The following is a 20,119-nucleotide window of genomic DNA, read 5'->3' on the forward strand; positions in this document are numbered from 1 at the left end:
TTCCGGAAAAGCGTGGTGTTATCTAATTGTTTTGGGAAAATGTACAAGTGTTTGTTAATTGACCAAAACTACAATAGGGGGAATTACATTGAACGTAACCTTTACTAAGGTGGCCGGAGTTAGCTTCATTATTTTATCAATCTTAAGACTAACTCCTTATATTAATGTGACTGGTAAGTGGTTGTTATACATATCGATAGCAGCATTTTTTCTTATCCTATATGACTTAATGGAATTTGTGATTAAAAGAATAATGGCAAGTAAGGGTTTGAAACTAAGCAAAGTTTTATCTAGTTTTCGCCCATTGTTTCTTGGATGTGCAGTGATGGCTATTATAGTTTTGCCTAATATAAAGGTCGCTATCTCTGTTAAAGAGGTGAATACGTATAGTGATTTTTTCACTTTAATTAGCCTAGGAATAGCAATAATGTTACTTGGATTTAAGACTGAAAGAGAAGAATCTACTTCGCTGGAAAAATCAAAAGGGAATGAGATAAGAGAATTTTTGAATTCAACTGAAGGAGAAATGATTATTAAAAAATATATAGAAGAACAAACAATAGAAAATAACAAAAAATTGATAAGTTAGGCAGGTTCTAAGTAGTCATGATGAACGAAAAAGATTTGAAGGTCAATTCCGGAAAGGAAGTTCAATCAATGAAACGAGTCGATGAAGTATAAACGAGTGTAAATTTGAAGAAATCAAAGAACATGCCATTTTTATCACATTCAGAGCGGAAATCGTCGGAGGGAGAGAAGAGATATCAAGACCAGAGATTGCATGGTTGGATATAACACAGGCAGATGAGCTTATGCCTTACTACAAGAACGGCTTTAAAAGCTTACTTCATGGCAATGAGATTACATATTTCAACGAAGGTAACAAGTAATGTTCTGAATGTAGTGTATAAAGGAGGCTATCAGATGAACAAGCACAGTGTTTATGAAACAAACAGCTTTTATTGGGATACAAAAGGGAATGACTTTTTGAGAGCAATCGTGCTTCCATATTATGGAGCATTTATCTCGGAAGAAAAACACCAACTTTTTGGTGATGTCTCAGGTTTAAAGATGTTAGAGGTGGGCTGTGGAAATGGTCAATCCTTGCAGTATCATGGAGACCGCAAAGCAGGTGAACTGTGGGGTATGGATATATCCCAGAAACAGATAGAAAAGACACAACAACACTTGAGGACATACGGAATTCCTGCAACATTGATATGTTCACCCATGGAAGAGGAATGTGGGATTCCTACTAATTATTTTGACGCTGTGTATTCGATTTATGCCATAGGTTGGACAACCGATCTTGAAGGTACTTTCAGCCGAATCGCTTCTTATTTAAAGAAAGATGGTATTTTTATTTTCAGTTGGTCTCATCCAATTCATAGATGTGTCGTTGAAGAAAATGATAGATTTGTCTTCAATAAGCCGTATTCTGATGAATCGTGGTATGCGATATCTCCTGACTTTTGTCAGGGTGAATTAACCTTGGCTGATCGTCAACTATCAACCTATGTCAATGCGTTAGCGAAAGCGGGATTTGTCATTGAACAAATGATAGAAGAATCCGATGAGGATATCATGCAATTACATAATAATAGCGATAGTCTCCTTAAAAGAGCAAAGATGTTACCTGTATCCTTTGTGATTAAAGCAAGAAAACGGTGATTAAATGAAATGAATCGGAGAGTGGGCTATGTTTATTTATGGGTTGAAAGCAGATCAATGGAGAACGTAATAGATCAAATTTTATTTTAACTAAAATTAAAGAATGGGTTTTAAAGAACTGGTGCGAGGAATGAACATCTAAAAGACATCTTGATGAGACGAAGGAGGTCACGAATTGTTTCTCAATGTATTATTTTGGTTGATTATTCTCTGGGTGATCTCCCTTTATTTCAGTTTTCCTAAGAAAGATCGCATGTACACAGTCAATGTGCCAAGCACATATTACATTCAATCTTCAAATCGTTTGGATATGCAGAAAAACTACGAATGCGCTGCATTTTCCAGTGCGTTTGTCTTGAGACATTTCGGTTTGGAGTCCAACGGAACAAAGCTTTATGAAACCTATCCTCGCAAATTACTGGATGGTACGGTATATCCCAAAGCGGTCGTTGTTTTTTTCAGGAAGCTAGGATATCAGGCAATGTACTTACGTGGTAATGTGAATACGTTAAAGAAACAGATCAGCCAGGGTGTGCCTGTTATTTTATTTATTAGAGTACATCCCAAACAACGTTATTTGCATTTTGTTCCCGTCGTTGGTTATGATGAAACGCATTTTTACTTGGCAGAATCGTTAGACCACAAGATTAATTGTGATGAAGAATATTACAATCGAAAAGTCAGCATAAGTGAACTCAACATGTTATGGAGGTCGTGGTTACCTTTTTCTCAAAACTCCTATATCGTCGTACACCCGATGCAGATTTAAGACGGCTCTCTTTCAAGGGACAAGATATATTTCTTTAAACGAACTAATCTGCTTTATTCGGAACGTCTGCTTAGTTAAACCAAGCAACTCATGCCCAAATGGCATGAGTTTTTTTGAACAAATCTCCTCACGTAAACCAGCTCGACTCAATTAATGGTTTTGAACAAAATAGATCAAACGTATAGGCAGTTGCTACTGATTTTATTGTTTTACCTGATAATTAGCGGAGTTTTTTAGTTAAAATGGTTGTTCGTCCACGCATCTTTTCATCTACATACGTACGTTAAACCATGTCTATAGGGAGGTGTCCACACTGTGAGTCATTCAGAAGTGAAGAAACGTATGAAGAGAAAAAAGGCAACATTCCATCCGTGTAAAGTTAAAAGAAAAGAACGCCGATTGAAAGTGGTCAAAAAGTTCGTTCAAGTAAAATGTCCGCCTCCAGAAGTGAATATATCTACCCCTACTGTCGTTGGCCCAACAGGACCACAAGGTATACAAGGCGTACAGGGCGTACAAGGTATTCCAGGTAAACAAGGGGTTGAAGGGCCAACTGGAGCTCAAGGACCAGCAGGGGGGCCACCTGGACCACAAGGGCCTCAGGGACAGCCTGGTCCTGCTGGAGCGGTAGGTTCTCAAGGTCCGGTCGGGCCTGCTGGACCTATGGGAGCACAGGGGATTCCGGGAGAAGCAGGGGCCGTAGGGCCACAAGGTCCGCAGGGTAATCCTGGACCTGCCGGGGCAATTGGGCCTCAAGGTGTTGCTGGAGCTGTTGGGCCGACGGGTGCGACAGGAGCTGCAGGAGCAGTAGGCCCGGCAGGCCCAGCCGGTGCAGCAGGAGCGGTAGGCCCTGCTGGGCCAGCCGGTGCAGCAGGAGCAGTAGGTCCGGCAGGGCCAGCCGGTGCAGCAGGAGCAGTAGGCCCGACTGGTGCTACAGGAGTAGCGGGTCCAGCTGGAGCCACGGGAGGTACAGGTGCAACAGGAGCAGCCGGAAGCGTACTGGGATTTGCTGACTTTTTCGCACTGATGCCACCTGATAATGCAGCAACGGTTGCTCCCGGTACTGATGTAAGCTTTCCTCAGGATGGGCCGACAAGTGGAACAACTATCGCACGTACGGGGCCTAGTTCATTCAATCTGGCAGCCATTGGTACGTATCAGATTTTGTTCCAGGTGAGCATCAATGAAGCCGGTCAATTAATCTTAACTCTCAATGGGGCAGATTTGGCTCCTACTGTAGTTGGGCGAGCAACGGGAACGTCTCAGATTGTTGGTATGGCTTTGGTGCAGACAACCGTGATTAATTCTATTCTGACCGTGCGGAACCCGGCTGGTAATGCTACAGCATTAACAATCACGCCACTTGCGGGCGGAACTAGACCTGTATCCGCACATCTTGTGATCACACAATTAGCATGAGTCCGTTAACAGGCTAGCAAACTCTCCTCAACTTTATTAAATATGCATCCATAATGGTAATACGGGTTTGCTTGAACTGAGATAGCAGTGCTTTACCTGAGGCTGTTATCTCAGTTGGAGCGGATAATGGTACAGGAGTAACTACATATCGGATACTCTTTTTGTTTGCGAGGAATGGTGAAAACGTCACTACTAATTATTTTTTCAGTTGATAATATGATAAAATATTGGAAAAACATCAGAGGTGAGTACATGAAGAATGGACACTGGAGAAAAATAACATGGATTGTTGCGGCATTATTATTAATCATGATCACGGCTTGCGGCAATAGCAAATTCAATCCAAACGAATTTTCAGAACAGGATCTGGCTGTGACGAAGACTGACAGTGAGGATAAGATTACGTATGGAATGAGTCAGGAAGAGACGGAGAAAATCCTCGGTGAGGGAACATCAACCGGTGTGGGCCAATCCTATCAATACAATAACGGGATCACGATTGGTTATAGGGATGCCAAAGTCGTTAGTATCATCTTGAATAAGGACTCGAAAGGGTACTTTAAGACGGCTCGCGGGGCAGAGGCGGGGATGACACATCAAGAGATTCTCGATCTGTATGGCAAGGAACATGTTCTGGTCGAATCTGAACGTAATATCGATTATGCCTATCATATTCAGAAGGAAACATTCCTGGATGAGAAGTCGCTGCAAGCGGAAAAAGATGATTTGGCTATCTATCGTGCATCGTTTATGCTGACAAAAGAGGGACAGGTTAATCAGGTTATATTGTCGGATCAACGATTTGCAACAACCTTTAAGTAAAACAGGGCTGCTAGTTAAGCAATGTATTAGATAATGAAATAGTACTTATTTTCGTATAAAGCAACCCTTCGGTATTCTGCCGGAGGGTTTTTCCCTTCACATCGTTTGATTTCAATCCCGATAACAAGTTCCATGTTTACGTGCATATACATTACAGGAGACGGGTCAAGACTCCGGCTGCCCTAAGTTGTATGAACGGAGGGAGAGACATGGGCATTGAATCATCCTGGATGTTTGATTTGTTTGGAACCGTCTTTCCGGTTGTATTTGTTCTGATTATAGGTATAGTCCTTCTGTCGATGGGAAAGGAGGTATGGAGGTGGGGACGCAACAACTCGGAGCCGCTATTAACCGTGCCTTCACGAATCACCAGCAGACGGATGAAGATGAGTCAGTCGCAATCTGAACCGGGGAGTACAGCACGAACGTTATACTACGTCACCTTTGAAGTCGAAAGTGGAGATCGGCTCGAATTCAAAGTCAATGGCGAAGAGTATGGTTTGTGTGCTGAGGGGGATGAAGGACGGCTCTCGTTCAAAGGAACGCGTTATGTAGGCTTCGAGCGATATAATCGCGTATATTCTGAACGCCTACGGGGTTAAACTGAGCAGCTTGCGCCAGGATGGCGTGAGCTTTTTTTGATTATTTACTGGACAAGCGTTTCTTAATGGGCCTAACGTGTTTTTATATAAGAAGAGGCTTAATAAGATTATGATCAAAGGATCATTACCATAGAGGAGGCAAACAATATGTCATTTACAGATCAGGTCGTTGTTGTAACCGGTGCCGCTCAAGGGATAGGACGAAGTGTGGCTGAGGCTTATGCGGTCGCCGGAGCCAAAGTTGTACTTGCTGACTACAAGGAAGCAGAAGGGGCTGCAGCTGCAGCTTCCATTCGTAATGAAGGCGGAGAAGCCATCTTTGTCCAATGTGATGTTCGGAGCGAGCAGGATATTACGAATCTTTTTCGGACAACCGTGGAAGAATTCAAACAAATTGATGTTTTGGTGAATAATGCAGGACTCGCCAAGTGGAAGTCACCCTATGAGCTGACGCTGGAAGAATGGGACGATGTACTCAATACCAATGTGAGAAGTTGCTTTTTGGCGAGTCGGGAAGCAGCCAAACATATGAAAAGCAATGAACACGGGGGTGCCATTATTAACATGGCTTCAACTCGTGCGCTGATGTCTGAACCAGATACCGAAGCTTATGCCGCATCCAAAGGAGCGATTGTAGCTCTGACGCATGCGCTGGCGGTCTCACTGGGCAAGGACCAAATTCGGGTCAATTGTATCAGTCCGGGATGGATTGAGACAGGAGACGTGGAGAAATTGAAAAAGGAGGATCATGAACAGCATCCCTCCGGTCGTGTGGGTGTTCCTTCAGATATCTCCCGTGCTTGTTTATATTTGTCTGATCCAAGCAATACCTTTGTCACAGGGACCAACCTCGTTATTGATGGAGGCATGACCCGAAAAATGATATATGAGGACTAGAACCGGGATTAAGCCGGGCGAGCCCTAAGCTGTCCCAACTTCAGAGTAATAAGCCCAAGTTAAGCACTTGGGCTTATTTGTTTTTAATAACTCGGTTGCTATAATAAATGTGATTTTACAACAGTAGAGGAATGGAGGGAGTATATGTTCGGGAAACAATCCCGGAAGGTATTTTGGCTGTTACTGCTGATCGGAGGGATGATAATGATAGGGAATGAGTCACCTGCTGAAGCTGATGGCGCAGATATACGGGCGGCCTGGGTATGGCAGGCACAGTCTGTTAGCAACGGAGATGAGCTGTTGGCCAATGCAGCTAAACATAAGATAAACAGGCTGTACGTGAATGTAGACATGACGCTGTCCAAGGAGGTATACCAGACGTTTATAGCCAAAGCCAGCCGTGCAGGTATTGCGGTTGAAGCGCTGGGAGGCGATCCATCCTGGGCACTCAGTGGCCGTGAAGGTCCCATGCTCAGATTAGCCTCGTGGGTAAGTGATTACAATCAAGCTGCTGAGCCCAACGAGCAATTTGATGCCATACATCTGGATATCAAGCCCTATGTGTTACCAGCCTGGCAAAAAGATGCCAAGCCACTGGTACAATCCTGGGTAGCCAATATGAATCTGTTATTTGAGCAATTAAGACAGGATGGCGCAGTTGCAGTGAATATGGATCTGCCATTCTGGCTAGATTCGTACACCGTCACAGGAAATAGAGTTTCTGAGGATGCAGATAACGAACCATTGTCACGTTGGTTCATTGAACAAGTGGAGCATGTCACTTTACTCGCTTACCGTGATAACGCGCAAGGGAACAATGGTATCATACGTTTGATTGAACAGGAAATGAACTGGGCCGATGCCAGCAATGTGAGCGTCACGGTTGGGTTGAACACCAAGCCCATGCCTGGTGAGGAGTTCACGTCATTTGCCGGGAAAGGTGTAGCACAACTGGAAAGTGTTATTGAAGAAGTTGCCTCCGCATTCGGCGAGCATAGTTCCTACGCAGGTTCTGCTGTACATGACATCGTATACTGGGGACAACTGGAGCCGTCGGAACTGCCATCACCGGAGATTCCATCCAATCAGCCAGAGATTCGGGGAACGTATATCTGGGAGGCCTCTCAGGTGACGAATGACGGGGGAGAGCACATACTAGCATTTGCTAGAGAGCAGAATATTAACTGGTTGTATGTCCGGTTGGACCTGGATCAACCCTATTCCAGCTATCGCAGTTTTGTGAAACGGGCAAAAGCGCAGGGTATTGAGATCCATGCGATGGGTGGACACCCCATCTGGGGCAAAAAGGAGAATCGTCCACGCATTCAGCGATTGATTGATTATGTGAAAAACTATAATGCTGAATCCGAGCCGGATGAACGATTTGAAGGCATCCATCTGGATATTGAGCCTTACACTTTGCCAGAGTGGGAGAATAGTCGGGACACCTTATTGACCGAATGGGCTGCCAATATTACATTTTTCCAGGAAGAAACGAAGAAGGACAGTGATCTCGAAACAAGCGCAGACCTTGCTGTATGGCTGGATAGCTTCGCGTTGCCAGGAAAGGATACATCTGTGGCTGAATTTATGATCCGTACACTCGATCATGTGTCGCTGATGGCTTTCCGTAACAACGCCGAAGGTTCCAATGGGATTGCTGCTGTTGTGAGTCAGGAGATGGAGATCGCCGATCGTTTCGGTAAAAGGTTGATGATTTCGGTCGAAATGAAGCAGAACCACGAAGGTCCTCATATTTCTTTTTATGAAAAAGGGGCAAAGGAGATGGAACTTCAGCTTGCCAAGCTTCCGGATCTGCTGGCCGAATATCAGGCTTACCAAGGCAACATTGTTCATGCCTATGATTATTGGATTGAAGCCAAGCCTTAAACAGGCGAGTATTATAAGAAACGAGTTGCTTCGGGACTTCACCTTGGGTGAGGTTCCGGGCTTTTTTTTATGGAAAAAAGATGGAATCGTGTCACCGAATGGGCTCCTGCACAATACGATGTACGGTGATGAACAGCTGAAACAAGGGAGGAAACAGACTATGGCTGTTATTAAAGCCAACTCAGAGGACGTCAAGCTGCTGGCTAGGCTCATGAGGGCAGAGGCTGAAGGTGACGGCGATCAGGGTATGTTGCTTGTGGGCAATGTAGGTGTGAACCGGGTGCTGGTGGATTGTCTGGACTTTAAGGATATTCGCGATATCAATCGTATGGTATTCCAGAATCCAGGAGGCTACGAGTCAACACAGAAGGGGTACTTTTACCAACGGGCAAGACAGTCCGAGATTCGTCTCGCACAACGGGTGATTAATGGAGAGCGCATCTGGCCAGCGAGCAATTCATTGTGGTTTTTCCGACCTGTGGGCGACTGCCCACCAACGTGGTATGACCAGCAAAATACAGGACGTTTCAAAGCGCATTGTTTCTTCAGTCCGACAGGCGATGACTGTCCGGAAGTATATTAAATTTTGGGAGGAATCACTATGATTAATCAACCTTATCAACCAACAACTCAAACACTGGGTCAGCAAGCGAATTCTGTGTTGGGTCAACAAGCTAATTCTCAGGTTCAAGGTACGTCTTACAAAATCGGTAACGGAATGCCTGCCATGTCACCAACGCCAGGGATGGTATCACCAAGCTCCACAAGTGTACCTCCACTCGTATCCAGTGGAAGCCCAATGACACCAACGGGTGCAGTGATTACAACAACAGCTCCACAGTTTGAGCAGTCATACATTGAGAATATTTTACGTCTGAACCTTGGTAAATTCGGTACATTCTACATGACATATGAAGGCAACAAAGAATGGAACGCTCGCATATTCCAAGGTATTATTGAAGCAGCGGGCCGTGACCATATTATCATCAGTGACCCGAAGACAGGAAGACGGATCATGCTGTTGATGGTCAACTTCGACTATGCTACATTTGATGAGCCGTTGTTGTATCAATATCCGGGCGTGGTAGGCAATTACCCGCAAGCTCCAAGCAGATAATCATTTTCAACTCATCATGTTGATTGATAACTGACATGTCACATGTCTAACACATACTGATTTACTTCGCTGTCCTGAATGTGGAGGTAATCCGCAGACAGGACAGCTTTATACATAAACATATATACGAAGGTTACTATAGGTTTAGAGTCATACGTAACCTTTTGGCGATAACATGGCACTTATACATGAATAGAACAAGCAGCATGCTTATATGAAGGGAGTCCATAGCATTGAATTCATGGATTGAAGGAGCGATGAAGGGCGAAACCGAAGCTTACGCACAACTGATGTCTCAATATCGCGGGATGGCTCTTGCTGTTGCCTACAATCGTTTAGGAGATACATTTTGGGCTGAAGATGTCGTACAGGAAGCATTTACTGAAGCCTTTGGCAATCTGTCCAAGCTGGAAGCTCCTGAGGCTTTTCCCGGGTGGTTTAAAGTAATCGTGGAGAGGCAGTGTTATCGCTGGCTAAGACGCAAGCAACATACCATGATCCCAGTTCAGGAGCTGGAGCATGTATTCCATGAAGAGGATCAGTCGCATAATCCGGAAAAACAAGCGGTGCAAAATGAAATGTATCGTACGCTGCGTGATTCCATTGCAATACTGCCATCATCGATGCGGATTGCTGTTGAACTGTTTTATTTGGAAGGATACTCGCTCAAGGAAATATCGGATTTCCTCGGGGTGAAGGTACCAGCGTTAAAGAAAAGACTGTTCGATGCCCGATCCAAACTCAAGCGCTCTATGCCAGTAAGGGATCTGGTCTCTGTATTCAGTGACTTGTATGAAGGGGGAAAAGGATTGTTACACATTATGAATGGGGATCACGCTGCCAATCGTTTAAGAGAGAGTGGAATTCAGGGAGACATCCTGGTATGGAGGGAGTTGTATACGTTCGGCCCGGTAGCCAAAGAGATGGGAGATACGAAGGAGCGGCAGAATCGGGCATCTGTGTTAGAGCAGCAGTTGGGCATTCCACAGGCGGAATACTTGAAGGTTGAGGAGCTTGAACGCAAGTTGAATTCGTTTCAACAATACAAGGAAATTGTCTTATGGTTCGAATACGATCTCTATGATCAGACAATGTTATCGTATTTATTGCATTATTTCAAAGGACAAGCACTCCAGAATACGAAACTGAATCTGCTCTGCATTGACTCGTATCCAGAGATTGAGCACTTTAGAGGACTGGGACAGCTTACCTCCACACAGATTGAACGTCTGTCCGGCAGTTGGCATGTGATTGAGAAAAACGAGTTACAAGCCGGTGCACAGTTCTGGGAAGCCTATACGTCGACTGATTTCCGGCATCATCTGGATTACTTGCAGGCAGACACTTCTGCGCTACCCTTTGCGAAAGCTGCCTTTAAGGCACATTTGTCCCGTCTGCCATCTGTATCGAACGGTCTGGGACTCATTGAGCAGGCAACACTGGAGACTATTAGAGCAGGTGTGGAGCATCCGTATCCATTATTTCGCGAGGTAGGAGACAAGCTGCATATTCTCGGGATGGGTGATCTTGAATACTGGGCACATCTGAAGCGGATGACAGAAGGACCTCATGCTCTTCTTCAGATGAGCGGTGCAACCACTTTCCCTAATTTCAAGCAACATGATGAAAAATTCCGTGACGGAATCCTGTCGCTAACGGAACTCGGAATCCAGGTGTTGAATGGAGAAGTCGATTGGGCATTGCTGAAGCAGGATGAATTCTGGATCGGTGGATTGCATAACGCAAGCGAGGGACGAGCGAAGTGGCGCTGGAATCCCGCTTCGGAAACCGTAGTGGAGATTGAGTCCACATCGTAATCGGCGGATAGAATCTGAGAAAATAACGTATTACAAAAAGAGAGTATCCAGCCATGTCGAAGCATGAGCGAGGATGCTCTTTTTGGTTTGGTTATGGTAGATCATTGTTTGTGAAATGTTAAAAAAACAGCGTAATCGAGACTTTTGTTAAAGAAAAAAGGCGTTTGTGCCATTTCGTTGTCATAGGACACGGATTGACTGTGTAGTTTAGAATTATATAATAAAAGAAGCATATCTTTTTTATTCGACAGAAAAAGGTGGAGGTGGAAGCATTGGGAAGTTGAAATTGCATATGAGCGGCAGAATGGCAAATATCCTACATTTTCGAAGGAGGTGGACCTATTTGCCGAAGAATGACGGCGAATAGGATGAAAATTTGAGTGACCCCTTACCGAGTATTTTAAATTTAGTAATCATTGGTTTACTTGTATTAATGAATGGTTTCTTTGTGTCGGCGGAATTTGCGATGGTGAAAGTTCGTGGAAGCCGGATTGAGGCTTTGGTGGAAACAGGCAACAAAAATGCCATCTATGCTTCCAATATCGTACGTAATCTGGATGCATATCTGTCAGCTTGCCAACTAGGTATAACTTTGGCTTCACTGGGACTCGGGTGGCTGGGAGAACCGGCAATTGCACATCTGTTAGAGCCCATGTTTACCGCATTTGGACTGGGACCAGTCTACGTTCATGGAATCTCTATTGCCATTGCATTTGTGATTATTACGATCTTGCACATTGTACTGGGAGAACTTGCTCCCAAAACGATGGCAATTCGAAAGTCTGAGACGATCACGTTGTGGTCTGCGGCTTTGCTAACGTTCTTCTACAAGTTAATGTATCCATTCATATGGGCACTGAACGGTATGGCTAACGGCTTGTTGAGACTGTTCCGAATGGCACCAGCTTCGGAGATGGACTCGGCACATAGCGAAGATGAAATACGTATTCTGATGAAAGAAAGCAATAAGAGCGGTTTAATTGACAACACTGAATTAGCACTTGTTGATAATATATTTGATTTTACGGATACAACCGCCCGTGAAATTATGATTCCGCGGACGGAAATGATCTGTCTGAATGCCAATGAGTCCATGCTGGAGAATCTGGAGATTGCCAGTGAGAGTATGCGAACAAGGTATCCGGTATATAACGGAGACAAGGATCATATTATCGGCTTTATTCACATTAAGGATCTGATGCGATCCCAACTTACGGATACCATCTCCGTAATCCGGCCCATCCTGGCTGTGCCAGATACCACGCTAATCAGTGATCTGCTCAAGCGTATGCAGCGTAGCAAGACACAGATTGCGATTCTGATTGATGAATACGGGGGAACATCCGGGCTTGTCACACTTGAAGATATCATGGAAGAGATCGTAGGCGAGATTCAGGATGAATTCGACCATGAACGTCCTGTCATTGAACAAGTGGATGAGATGGAATACTCTATTGATGGATTGATGCTGATTGAAGAAGTCAGCGAACGATTCGGACTGGAGATGGATCGTGCCGATTACGATACCATCGGGGGCTGGTTATACTCCAGAGTAGATGCCATTCCACCTGAGGTCGGTCAATCGGTTGAGTATGGGGGTTATGTATTTGTCATTCAAGAGACAGAGCATAAGCGGATTTCCCGAGTAAATGTGATTAAGCTGGAACTATTGGTTGAAGAAGAAGGCGCGTAGCCGGATCAAAATTGTAACAGATGAAGCTGTATGGTGACGTAATGGTCATCGTACAGCTTTTTTGCATGCTCATGATTCTTTGGGTGCATGAACGACAATATCGGCGTAACGATTCTCCGTGACCAAGCTATTCTCGATAGAAATTCGCTTATAAGTGACGTAAACAATCTCTCCCGGAGCCAGATCATGCTGGATATTCAGCTTTTTTCGAGTGGATTGGGTTGTTGTCGGTGTCTTAATGGTGATGATGGCGTACATGGGCGTATCGACAAAAGTAACCTCGTGAGAATTGTAGTCCCCCACCTTAGTGGTGGATAACACGGGATTTTGCTTATACTGGGTCAGGTGATCATTCACCATGCCAAGTGTTACGGGTAACACATAAAACAGAAGTACCAGAGGCAGAAGGCAGAAAGCAATCCCGAAAACACGTAAAAATTTGACATGGGAAAGGGTTCGTCCGCTCTGCTTGAGGAAAAGAAAAGCAAGGATGGGGGACAGTACAAGTCCCCAGATCATAAAGGGCAATACATAGCGGTCAATCCCCATGCTTATCCAGCTTTCCCGAGCTGTAGCCAAGAAATATATTAAGGTCCCTGCGGTAAGCACACTCACCAAGATAACAAGCCAACGTTTGAACGAGCCGGCAACTTCGATATGTAGTTCATTCGGATTGGAGCTGTGACGATGCCTTCTGGATTTGGATTGAAATTTACTCAAGTTATACACCTCATTTGCAAATCTGGTTGGTTAATATGGTTTCGTGTATCCATTACCCAATACATACGGGCTGGAATAATTTAGGTTTCAACCATGCTGGAGATGCATGCAAAGATAAAAGACGCTGCCGACAGAAACATCGGAGCGTCTAATTTTTTTTTGAAACCTGTCACCCGATCCGTCCGTTTATACCCTTACACAAAATCAAATATGGAAGCGGAGGATGGATCAATATGCGGAAAATGAAAACGAAGAGTGCGGCATCTATGCTAAAAATAACCCTCGTTGCCTTGTTAATGGTGCCAACAATCCTGGCTATACCTACGTCCGAACCAGCCGTTGCAAGCCCGATGATCAACGTGTCCTCTGGTGCCCTTACAGCTCCGCCACCGCCAGAACCATCCATCCATTCGCTTGCTACCACTCGAGAACTTGGACATTTCTATCAAGCGGTCGGTGCAGTCATTCCTGGGGGTGGACTATCGGCTATCGTCAATACCAAGACCATGACATATACAGCAATGAAGACACTTTCCGTAGATTATCGACTTGAGCGCTGGACAGGAACAGCATGGGTAACTTTTAAAACGAGTTCCAACAATGCAACGAATACAAACTTACTGAATGCCGCATCGGATTGGACCGTTATGCCAGGATATTATTATCGCGTTACCAGTATTCATACAGCGTATGATGGAAGTACCACGGATACAAGCAAACATGTCTCTGGCACCGTGTTATTCTGATCTTATCGACGGGTGCTGCCTGGAAACTTTTGCTCTTGAAAATCGTTGGCAATAGCAGTCATTTCTTCTTCCGAAAGGGTGCCAAACAGACTCATATTGTTGGAACCCATCATCCACTGAAAGGAGTTATAGGGTGGGCCGATATACATCAGTGCTTCCGAGCCATCCGCCAGTTTTACGGTGCTCATATCACGAAGCATGGCCCCTTCAATTTTCTCCCCAGGCATGACATGGACATAATCAAACTGGATAATTTCATCCTCTATGCTCTTGCCTTCACTGGTATATTGAACTCTCATTTGTGTGGACTCATAATAATCGTCTGGATTCACAGGGTTTTCAGTATCAAGCACAAGTTCGAATTTGACCTTGTTGAATCGCTCGGGAATGGCATTGGATAACAGAAAGTCACCCATGAACCCTTCGCGTGCGATCTCTTCCGTAACAAGTACTGGACGAAACAGATGGCTCGATAACTCATACGAAGGTGTATTAAGAGCTTCTTCTTCTTGTACTTTAAGAATGTCGTCTAAGCTGGTTTCTGGTGGTGGGGGCGTTTTGGCTGTTGACGGATCAGCCCCCAGTTGGGTCGTACGATCCTCAATGATAATGGATTTCATGCCATTGCCCCAATCCTTGATGGATTGTACAAAAGGGGATACCGCTTGCGTACCGGACGGCAGGCTGAAAATAACGGCTCCGATGGTCACGGACGCAGCTACGACGACTGAAAGTCGCAAGGTACGTATTCTCTTTTTACGTAAACCGATTCTGTTAATTTCCCTGTTTACCTTCTGCCAGGATTGCTGCATGGCTTCGGTATGGGAGGCGGAAGGGGCAGAGACGGCCTGATGGAAAGCTTCATCAAAAGCCAGGTCAAACGCAGCGTCGAAATATTCGTCTTCCAGCTCTGAATCGAATCGCTCCACGTTTTTATCGGACTTGCCTTTGCTCAATGCTTCCACCCCATTCCTTATGTAATTTCTTCTTGATACTGCCACGGGCTCTGAACAAACGTTGCTTCACAATGTCTTCGGAGGTATCCAGCAGTTCGGCCATCTCTCGGTAGGAGAGACCTTTTTTCCACCGTAACTCCACCAATACACGATATTCCGGTTTGAGCTGTCTGAGATAATATTCAATGGACTCTTCCATCATCTGCGTTTCTACCATGCTTTCCACGGAAGCTGCCGTCTGATTCATTGTCTCCATATCTATAAAAACACTATCCGTATCCAATTGGTTACGGTTATTTTTATTTTTTCTCAGATAATTAATAGCTGTGTTCCGTGTGACAACCTTGAGCCAGGCTTTCAGTTTGACCTCGTCTTCAAAGATGGGTTTGTTTTTAATGATTTTGATAAAAGCTTCCTGAATAATATCTTCTGCTGCAGCACGCTCCTTGATGATATAAACGATAAGACCATGTACCATATTATAATATTCATAATACACTTCTTCTTGAAGCGCAGAGCCTAAATTATGGAAATCTGAGGCTAGTAATAACTGGAGCCGATTGGCCATGATGTTCTCCTTTCTGGTGAACAGTCCACAAACATTGGTATCATTACATTTTACAACATAATATGGAAACGGTACAATGGGAGGTTGGTCCGGGAAAAACCAGATGAGAGAAGTGTGTATAACATGCATGAAAGTTGGCTGAAAATTAATAAAAGGCCGTCTCGCGAACCATGAATACATGGTTGCAAGACAGCCTTTTCGACTGTTCAGAGAAAATACATTACAGGAGATAACTCTCCGTGATCAGTTAAAACGCCCAGTCTCCCTTAAGGAAGATGGCTTCACGTTCGCCGTTTGCCGTGATACCGTAGATGTCCGTCTCGGGAGAACCCATCATGAAGTCCACATGGGTGATACTGGTATTCATGCCACGGGCTGCAAGCTCTTCAGGAGACATCGTTTTGCCACCTTCGATATTGAATGCATAGGAACTGCCAATCGCAAGATGGCACGACGCATTCTCATCATACAATGTAGTGTAATACAGGATGCCACTCTCAGAGATCGGTGAATGGAAGGGAACCAAAGCGACTTCGCCGAGGTAATGAGATCCTTCATCCATGGAAATGAGTCTTTCCAGCGTATCCTGACCTTCTTCAGCATGAAAATCAATGATACGTCCGTTCTCAAATGTGAGTGAAAAACGATCAATGATACTGCCCCCATAACTGAGTGGTTTGGTGCTGGACACTTTGCCATTAACGCCATGTTTGGCTGGAGCGGTGAATACTTCCTCTGTCGGGATATTCGCGACAAAAGGGGTGCCTTGCTCATTCACGCTCCCTGCCTGCGCCCAGATGTGACCTTCTGGAAGCTCGACAGTAAGATCCGTCCCTGGAGAGAGGAAGTGCAATGCTTGATACTTCTTGTTGTTCAGGGCAACGGCTTTGGTCTCCAGTCGTTCAATATGCTGTTCCCAAGCCGCTACAGGGTCCTCCAGATCGGCTCTCACCGCAGCAAAAATGGCTTCCCACAACTGGCTAACCTGCTCAGCTGCCGGGAGATCCGGGAATACTTTGGCTGCCCAATCGGGCGAAGGACATGCCACACCCGTCCAGCTCATTTTATCCGCCTGTTGATACTGACGGTACTTGGCCATCGCCTGACCATATGTACGCTGATGGGTGGAAATCCGCTCCGGGTCAATACCTTTCATTAGGTCTGGGCTGGATGACAATACGGTCAGGAAGGCTGCATTATTGGCCGCCAGTTCTTCAAGCTCCGCTGCATGCCATTTCGGCGGCTCTTGGAAGGATTCCTCAGGGGCCATCTCAAACCGCAATCGATTGACGGTTTCATCTCCGTATTTTACAATCACCTGCTTGGCTCCAGCTTCATATCCCTTACGTACCAGCAAACGTACGAATTCAGCGGTATCAATCATCGCAGAGATGACAAATACTTGCCCTGGTTGCACATTAGCACCTACTCTTACAGCAAGTTCAGCGTAACGATCCAGTTTTTGTTCAAAACTTAACATATGAGTTCCCTCCAATTGTTGAATTTTTGACCTGTTGACGCAGGAAAAGAGAGGAGTAATCTCCTCTCTCCTAAATCACATCAAACGGGATTAGAATGCCCAGTTTCCTTGCAGGAAGATCGGCTCTTCCGCGCCTTCGGAGGTCACACCGTGGATGTTCATTTCTCCGGATCCAATCATGAAGTCTACATGAGTGAGGCTGGAGTTCATGCCACGTTCAATCAGCTCTTCTTTGGACATCGTTTTACCACCTTCTAGACAGAAGGCATAGGCATTACCAATCGCCAAATGGTTGGAGGCATTTTCATCAAACAAAGTATTGTAGAACAAAATATTGGTATCGGAAATTGGGGACTGATGTGGAACGAGGGCTACTTCACCCAGATAGTGTGCGCCATCATCTATCTCGATCAGGTTTTTGAGTGCATCGAGACCTTGATCGGCGGTATAGTCAACAATTCGGCCGTTCTCGAATGTTAGTGAGAAACCGTCAATCAGGTTGCCGCCGTAGCTTAGTGGTTTCGTGCTGCGCACTGTACCGTTAACACCCGTTTTCAGCGGAGCCGTGAATACTTCTTCGGTAGGCATATTGGCAATAAAGACATGTCCTTGCTCATTCACACTTCCACCGGATACCCAGATATGGCCTTCTGGAAGTTCAATGGTCAAGTCTGTGCCTGGAGCTGTATAGTGAAGCTTCTTGTATTTTTTGTTGTTCAACAGATCAGCGCGGGAATCCAGGTTTTGCAAATGGGTTTTCCATTCGGCAACAGCATCCTGCTCACCGATCCGTACTGTTTTGAAAATGACATCCCACAGGCGGTCCACTTGTTGCGCTTCTGGCAGATCCGGGAACACTTTAGCTGCCCATTCCGGAGAAGGAACGGCCACGATAGACCAGCTGAATTTGTCAGCCATCTGATAAGAACGATATTTTTCTAGCGCTTTGCCGCGCACTTTTTGGCTAGTAATAATGCGTTCCTGCGCTACACCGTTCAGCAGATCCGGATTTTCAGCGATGACGTGCAGAATAGCGGCACCTTCTTCAACCAGTTCAGTCATTTCAGCTGCAAACCATTTCGGTTCAATGGAGAAGGCTTCATCAGGTGCAAGATCGTAATGAAGACGTGTAACGGTTTCATCACTCCAGTTTACTTTGACCAATTTCGCACCTTTACCGTAGGCTGCTTTGACAATCAGTCGTACAAAATGTGCTGCCGAGATTGGAGCGTTAACCACGAGTGTCTGCCCAGGATGGACATTGACACCGACTTGTACAGCCAGTTCAGCATATTGCTGCAGATTCGTTTCAAAAGTATTCATGCTATTTTTTCCTCCAATGTGATAATAATATCGTAGCTTGTTGGCTATTATAGTCCTCATTACAACTATGTAAGGACTCAGAATGGTTCCTTCATTGAATAAGGTATACGTTGCTACGTTATATATTGTACAATTAACCAATAATAATTACCAAACTAGGTTTACCAGAAATGTTGGAGACCGACTGTAGATGAAAGATTAAAGGAGAGAATGATTGTGAATATTGAAATTATAAGTACTGAAATGCGCCGTGAAGGTGAAAAAGGATACGTGGGAAATACCGTTTACCGCACAGAAGGCGAAAAGTCAGTATATGAGATTACCTTCATGAGCAAGAACGGAAAAGATTGGGACTATAGCTTGCATTTCACGGAGCAATCCGGTGATGAAGAAGAGTTACTGCGGATGGACGAGTTGCTTGAGAATGATGACGATCTGTACAATCAATTGCTCGATGCTGCTTTGGAGGCATTTCCAGCTTAACTAGCTGAGATGTTCTTGTTCTATTGTGTTGTGTCGATGACTATACTAGACGGTGTATGCCCAAAACAGGGTGTATACCGTCTATTTTATTGGAAATGTTGAATAGATGATCCAGAAAAGGGAAGTCTACGAGATGAATGGAACCAGAGAGACAATCCGCCTAATGGGAGGTAACCGTGAATGGCATCTGACAATCTGATTACAGAAGGATTGACGGGACTTGAAGAAGTCGCGCCCGATATTCTCAGTCTACGTACACTATTCGTTAATGTCGTGTTCATCGGAGAGCCAGGAAGCAGGAACTGGGTCCTCGTGGACACCGGAATGGCGAGGTTCACAGATCATATTGTTCAGGTTGCAACAGAACGATTTCAAGGTCCGCCGTCTGCGATCATATTGACGCATGGTCACTTCGACCATGTAGGAACCGTTATTGAGCTGGAACAATTCTGGGGTGTGCCAGTGTATGCTCATCCGCTTGAAATTCCGTATTTAACGGGATTAAAAGATTACCCGCCAGCGGACCCTTCTGTAGGTGGAGGTTTAATGTCCAGGTTGTCATTTGCTTATCCCAATGAGGCAATCAATCTGGATGATCGGATATTCAGTCTACCCAAAGATCATTCCGTTCCAGGCGTATCAGGATGGGAGTGGGTTCACACGCCAGGTCATACGCCTGGGCATGTGTCGCTGTTTCGAGAAGCAGACCGTTTGTTAATTGCGGGAGACGCAATCATCACAGTGAAGCAGGAGTCGCTGTGGAGTGTGTTGCTTCAGGACAAACAGTTGCATGGCCCGCCATCTTATTTCACAACCGATTGGCAGGCTGCTCATCAATCTGTCCAGTATATCAGGCACCTGGAGCCGAAACTTGCGATTACCGGGCACGGGCATGCCTTGAGCGGAGATATGCTGAGTGAATCCTTGAAGCGGCTTGATCTGGACTTTGAAGAGAGCACTGTGCCGGATCACGGCAAATATGTGGATTAATTGAACCATCATATGAAAGACAGCAGAGACAGCCGTAACGTATTGCAGCTGTCTTTTTCCTGTCTTTTTTGTTTTTCTATTATGAATTTGTTCTCTATCATAGATTGGTATTTTGCGCTCGGGCATGATATAGTCGAGCCGTATAATATAACCTTA

Annotated in this window: 20 protein-coding genes; 15 read left to right on the forward strand and 5 right to left on the reverse strand. The window is 45.1% G+C overall.

What is annotated here, in order from left to right; genetic code table 11:
* Positions 1-88 precede the first annotated feature (88 nt).
* The 12 genes from C170_RS20710 to C170_RS20765 all read left to right on the forward strand — a co-directional run bounded on the left by C170_RS20710 (position 89) and on the right by C170_RS20765 (position 12,697).
* Positions 89-589: a hypothetical protein gene (locus tag C170_RS20710; RefSeq protein WP_036613734.1), complete on the forward strand. Its 501-nt coding sequence runs from the start codon at positions 89-91 to the stop codon at positions 587-589.
* 335 nt (positions 590-924) lie between these two features.
* Positions 925-1,671, forward strand: coding sequence for a class I SAM-dependent methyltransferase (locus tag C170_RS20715; protein WP_036613736.1), 747 nt, complete (start codon positions 925-927; stop codon positions 1,669-1,671).
* A 175-nt stretch (positions 1,672-1,846) separates the two neighbouring features.
* Positions 1,847-2,440: a C39 family peptidase gene (locus C170_RS20720; protein WP_036613738.1), complete on the forward strand. Its 594-nt coding sequence runs from the start codon at positions 1,847-1,849 to the stop codon at positions 2,438-2,440.
* 315 nt (positions 2,441-2,755) lie between these two features.
* Positions 2,756-3,859 (forward strand): collagen-like protein, encoded by a 1,104-nt coding sequence (locus C170_RS20725; protein ID WP_036613740.1) that lies wholly within the window; start codon positions 2,756-2,758, stop codon positions 3,857-3,859.
* A gap of 252 nt (positions 3,860-4,111) precedes the next feature.
* Positions 4,112-4,681, forward strand: a complete 570-nt coding sequence (locus C170_RS20730; RefSeq protein WP_036613742.1) for a hypothetical protein — start codon at positions 4,112-4,114, stop codon at positions 4,679-4,681.
* 209 nt (positions 4,682-4,890) lie between these two features.
* Positions 4,891-5,283: a DUF2500 domain-containing protein gene (locus tag C170_RS20735; RefSeq protein ID WP_017688132.1), complete on the forward strand. Its 393-nt coding sequence runs from the start codon at positions 4,891-4,893 to the stop codon at positions 5,281-5,283.
* A 147-nt stretch (positions 5,284-5,430) separates the two neighbouring features.
* On the forward strand, positions 5,431-6,180 hold the full coding sequence (locus tag C170_RS20740) for a glucose 1-dehydrogenase (RefSeq protein WP_017688133.1): 750 nt from the start codon (positions 5,431-5,433) through the stop codon (positions 6,178-6,180).
* Positions 6,181-6,384: 204 nt separating this feature from the next.
* The gene (locus C170_RS20745; RefSeq protein ID WP_155985110.1) at positions 6,385-8,070 is read left to right on the forward strand and encodes a hypothetical protein; all 1,686 of its coding nucleotides are present in this window, start codon (positions 6,385-6,387) and stop codon (positions 8,068-8,070) included.
* A gap of 160 nt (positions 8,071-8,230) precedes the next feature.
* Entirely contained in the window at positions 8,231-8,653 is a 423-nt protein-coding gene (locus tag C170_RS20750; protein ID WP_036613979.1) for a cell wall hydrolase, read from the forward strand.
* A 75-nt stretch (positions 8,654-8,728) separates the two neighbouring features.
* Complete coding sequence (gene gerQ, locus C170_RS20755; protein ID WP_036613981.1) at positions 8,729-9,187, forward strand: spore coat protein GerQ; 459 nt, start codon at positions 8,729-8,731, stop codon at positions 9,185-9,187.
* Between the two features lie 233 nt (positions 9,188-9,420).
* The gene (locus C170_RS20760) at positions 9,421-11,004 is read left to right on the forward strand and encodes a sigma-70 family RNA polymerase sigma factor (RefSeq protein WP_081746004.1); all 1,584 of its coding nucleotides are present in this window, start codon (positions 9,421-9,423) and stop codon (positions 11,002-11,004) included.
* 376 nt (positions 11,005-11,380) lie between these two features.
* Positions 11,381-12,697 carry a hemolysin family protein gene (locus C170_RS20765; RefSeq protein WP_036613746.1) on the forward strand — a complete coding sequence of 439 codons (1,317 nt, stop codon included), beginning with the start codon at positions 11,381-11,383 and terminating at the stop codon, positions 12,695-12,697.
* Positions 12,698-12,766: 69 nt separating this feature from the next.
* Here C170_RS20765 and C170_RS20770 read toward each other — a convergent pair whose 3' ends face one another.
* Positions 12,767-13,417, reverse strand: a complete 651-nt coding sequence (locus tag C170_RS20770) for a hypothetical protein (RefSeq protein ID WP_036613747.1) — start codon at positions 13,415-13,417, stop codon at positions 12,767-12,769.
* Between the two features lie 233 nt (positions 13,418-13,650).
* On the opposite strand from C170_RS20770, the gene C170_RS20775 reads away from it, so the two are divergent.
* Entirely contained in the window at positions 13,651-14,163 is a 513-nt protein-coding gene (locus C170_RS20775; protein ID WP_036613749.1) for a hypothetical protein, read from the forward strand.
* A gap of 2 nt (positions 14,164-14,165) precedes the next feature.
* Here C170_RS20775 and C170_RS30210 read toward each other — a convergent pair whose 3' ends face one another.
* The 4 genes from C170_RS30210 to C170_RS20795 all read right to left on the reverse strand — a co-directional run bounded on the left by C170_RS30210 (position 14,166) and on the right by C170_RS20795 (position 18,490).
* Positions 14,166-15,119 (reverse strand): hypothetical protein, encoded by a 954-nt coding sequence (locus C170_RS30210; RefSeq protein WP_051447328.1) that lies wholly within the window; start codon positions 15,117-15,119, stop codon positions 14,166-14,168.
* Positions 15,097-15,687: an RNA polymerase sigma factor gene (locus C170_RS20785; RefSeq protein WP_017688141.1), complete on the reverse strand. Its 591-nt coding sequence runs from the start codon at positions 15,685-15,687 to the stop codon at positions 15,097-15,099. Before C170_RS20785 ends, C170_RS30210 begins: the two co-directional genes overlap by 23 nt.
* Positions 15,688-15,934: 247 nt before the next feature.
* Positions 15,935-17,167: an aminopeptidase gene (locus C170_RS20790; RefSeq protein ID WP_036613751.1), complete on the reverse strand. Its 1,233-nt coding sequence runs from the start codon at positions 17,165-17,167 to the stop codon at positions 15,935-15,937.
* A 90-nt stretch (positions 17,168-17,257) separates the two neighbouring features.
* Positions 17,258-18,490 (reverse strand): aminopeptidase, encoded by a 1,233-nt coding sequence (locus C170_RS20795; RefSeq protein WP_036613753.1) that lies wholly within the window; start codon positions 18,488-18,490, stop codon positions 17,258-17,260.
* Between the two features lie 210 nt (positions 18,491-18,700).
* Here C170_RS20795 and C170_RS20800 point away from each other — a divergent pair, with 210 nt between their 5' ends.
* Positions 18,701-18,973, forward strand: coding sequence for a hypothetical protein (locus C170_RS20800; protein ID WP_036613754.1), 273 nt, complete (start codon positions 18,701-18,703; stop codon positions 18,971-18,973).
* A gap of 180 nt (positions 18,974-19,153) precedes the next feature.
* Complete coding sequence (locus tag C170_RS20805) at positions 19,154-19,963, forward strand: MBL fold metallo-hydrolase (protein ID WP_036613755.1); 810 nt, start codon at positions 19,154-19,156, stop codon at positions 19,961-19,963.
* Positions 19,964-20,119 lie beyond the last annotated feature (156 nt).

Source organism: Paenibacillus sp. FSL H7-689, from assembly GCF_000517905.1.
Classification (GTDB): domain Bacteria; phylum Bacillota; class Bacilli; order Paenibacillales; family Paenibacillaceae; genus Paenibacillus; species Paenibacillus amylolyticus.

Bases quoted from the DNA above. Each gene is read 5' to 3' on its own strand.
- C170_RS20715 (WP_036613736.1), top strand. From the start codon at position 925: ATGAACAAGCACAGTGTTTATGAAACAAACAGCTTTTATTGGGATACA.
- C170_RS20730 (WP_036613742.1), top strand. From the start codon at position 4,112: ATGAAGAATGGACACTGGAGAAAAATAACATGGATTGTTGCGGCATTA.
- C170_RS20735 (WP_017688132.1), top strand. From the start codon at position 4,891: ATGGGCATTGAATCATCCTGGATGTTTGATTTGTTTGGAACCGTCTTT.
- C170_RS20740 (WP_017688133.1), top strand. From the start codon at position 5,431: ATGTCATTTACAGATCAGGTCGTTGTTGTAACCGGTGCCGCTCAAGGG.
- C170_RS20745 (WP_155985110.1), top strand. From the start codon at position 6,385: ATGATAGGGAATGAGTCACCTGCTGAAGCTGATGGCGCAGATATACGG.
- C170_RS20750 (WP_036613979.1), top strand. From the start codon at position 8,231: ATGGCTGTTATTAAAGCCAACTCAGAGGACGTCAAGCTGCTGGCTAGG.
- C170_RS20775 (WP_036613749.1), top strand. From the start codon at position 13,651: ATGCGGAAAATGAAAACGAAGAGTGCGGCATCTATGCTAAAAATAACC.
- C170_RS20785 (WP_017688141.1), bottom strand. From the start codon at position 15,687: ATGGCCAATCGGCTCCAGTTATTACTAGCCTCAGATTTCCATAATTTA.
- C170_RS20790 (WP_036613751.1), bottom strand. From the start codon at position 17,167: ATGTTAAGTTTTGAACAAAAACTGGATCGTTACGCTGAACTTGCTGTA.
- C170_RS20795 (WP_036613753.1), bottom strand. From the start codon at position 18,490: ATGAATACTTTTGAAACGAATCTGCAGCAATATGCTGAACTGGCTGTA.
- C170_RS20800 (WP_036613754.1), top strand. From the start codon at position 18,701: ATGATTGTGAATATTGAAATTATAAGTACTGAAATGCGCCGTGAAGGT.
- C170_RS20805 (WP_036613755.1), top strand. From the start codon at position 19,154: ATGGCATCTGACAATCTGATTACAGAAGGATTGACGGGACTTGAAGAA.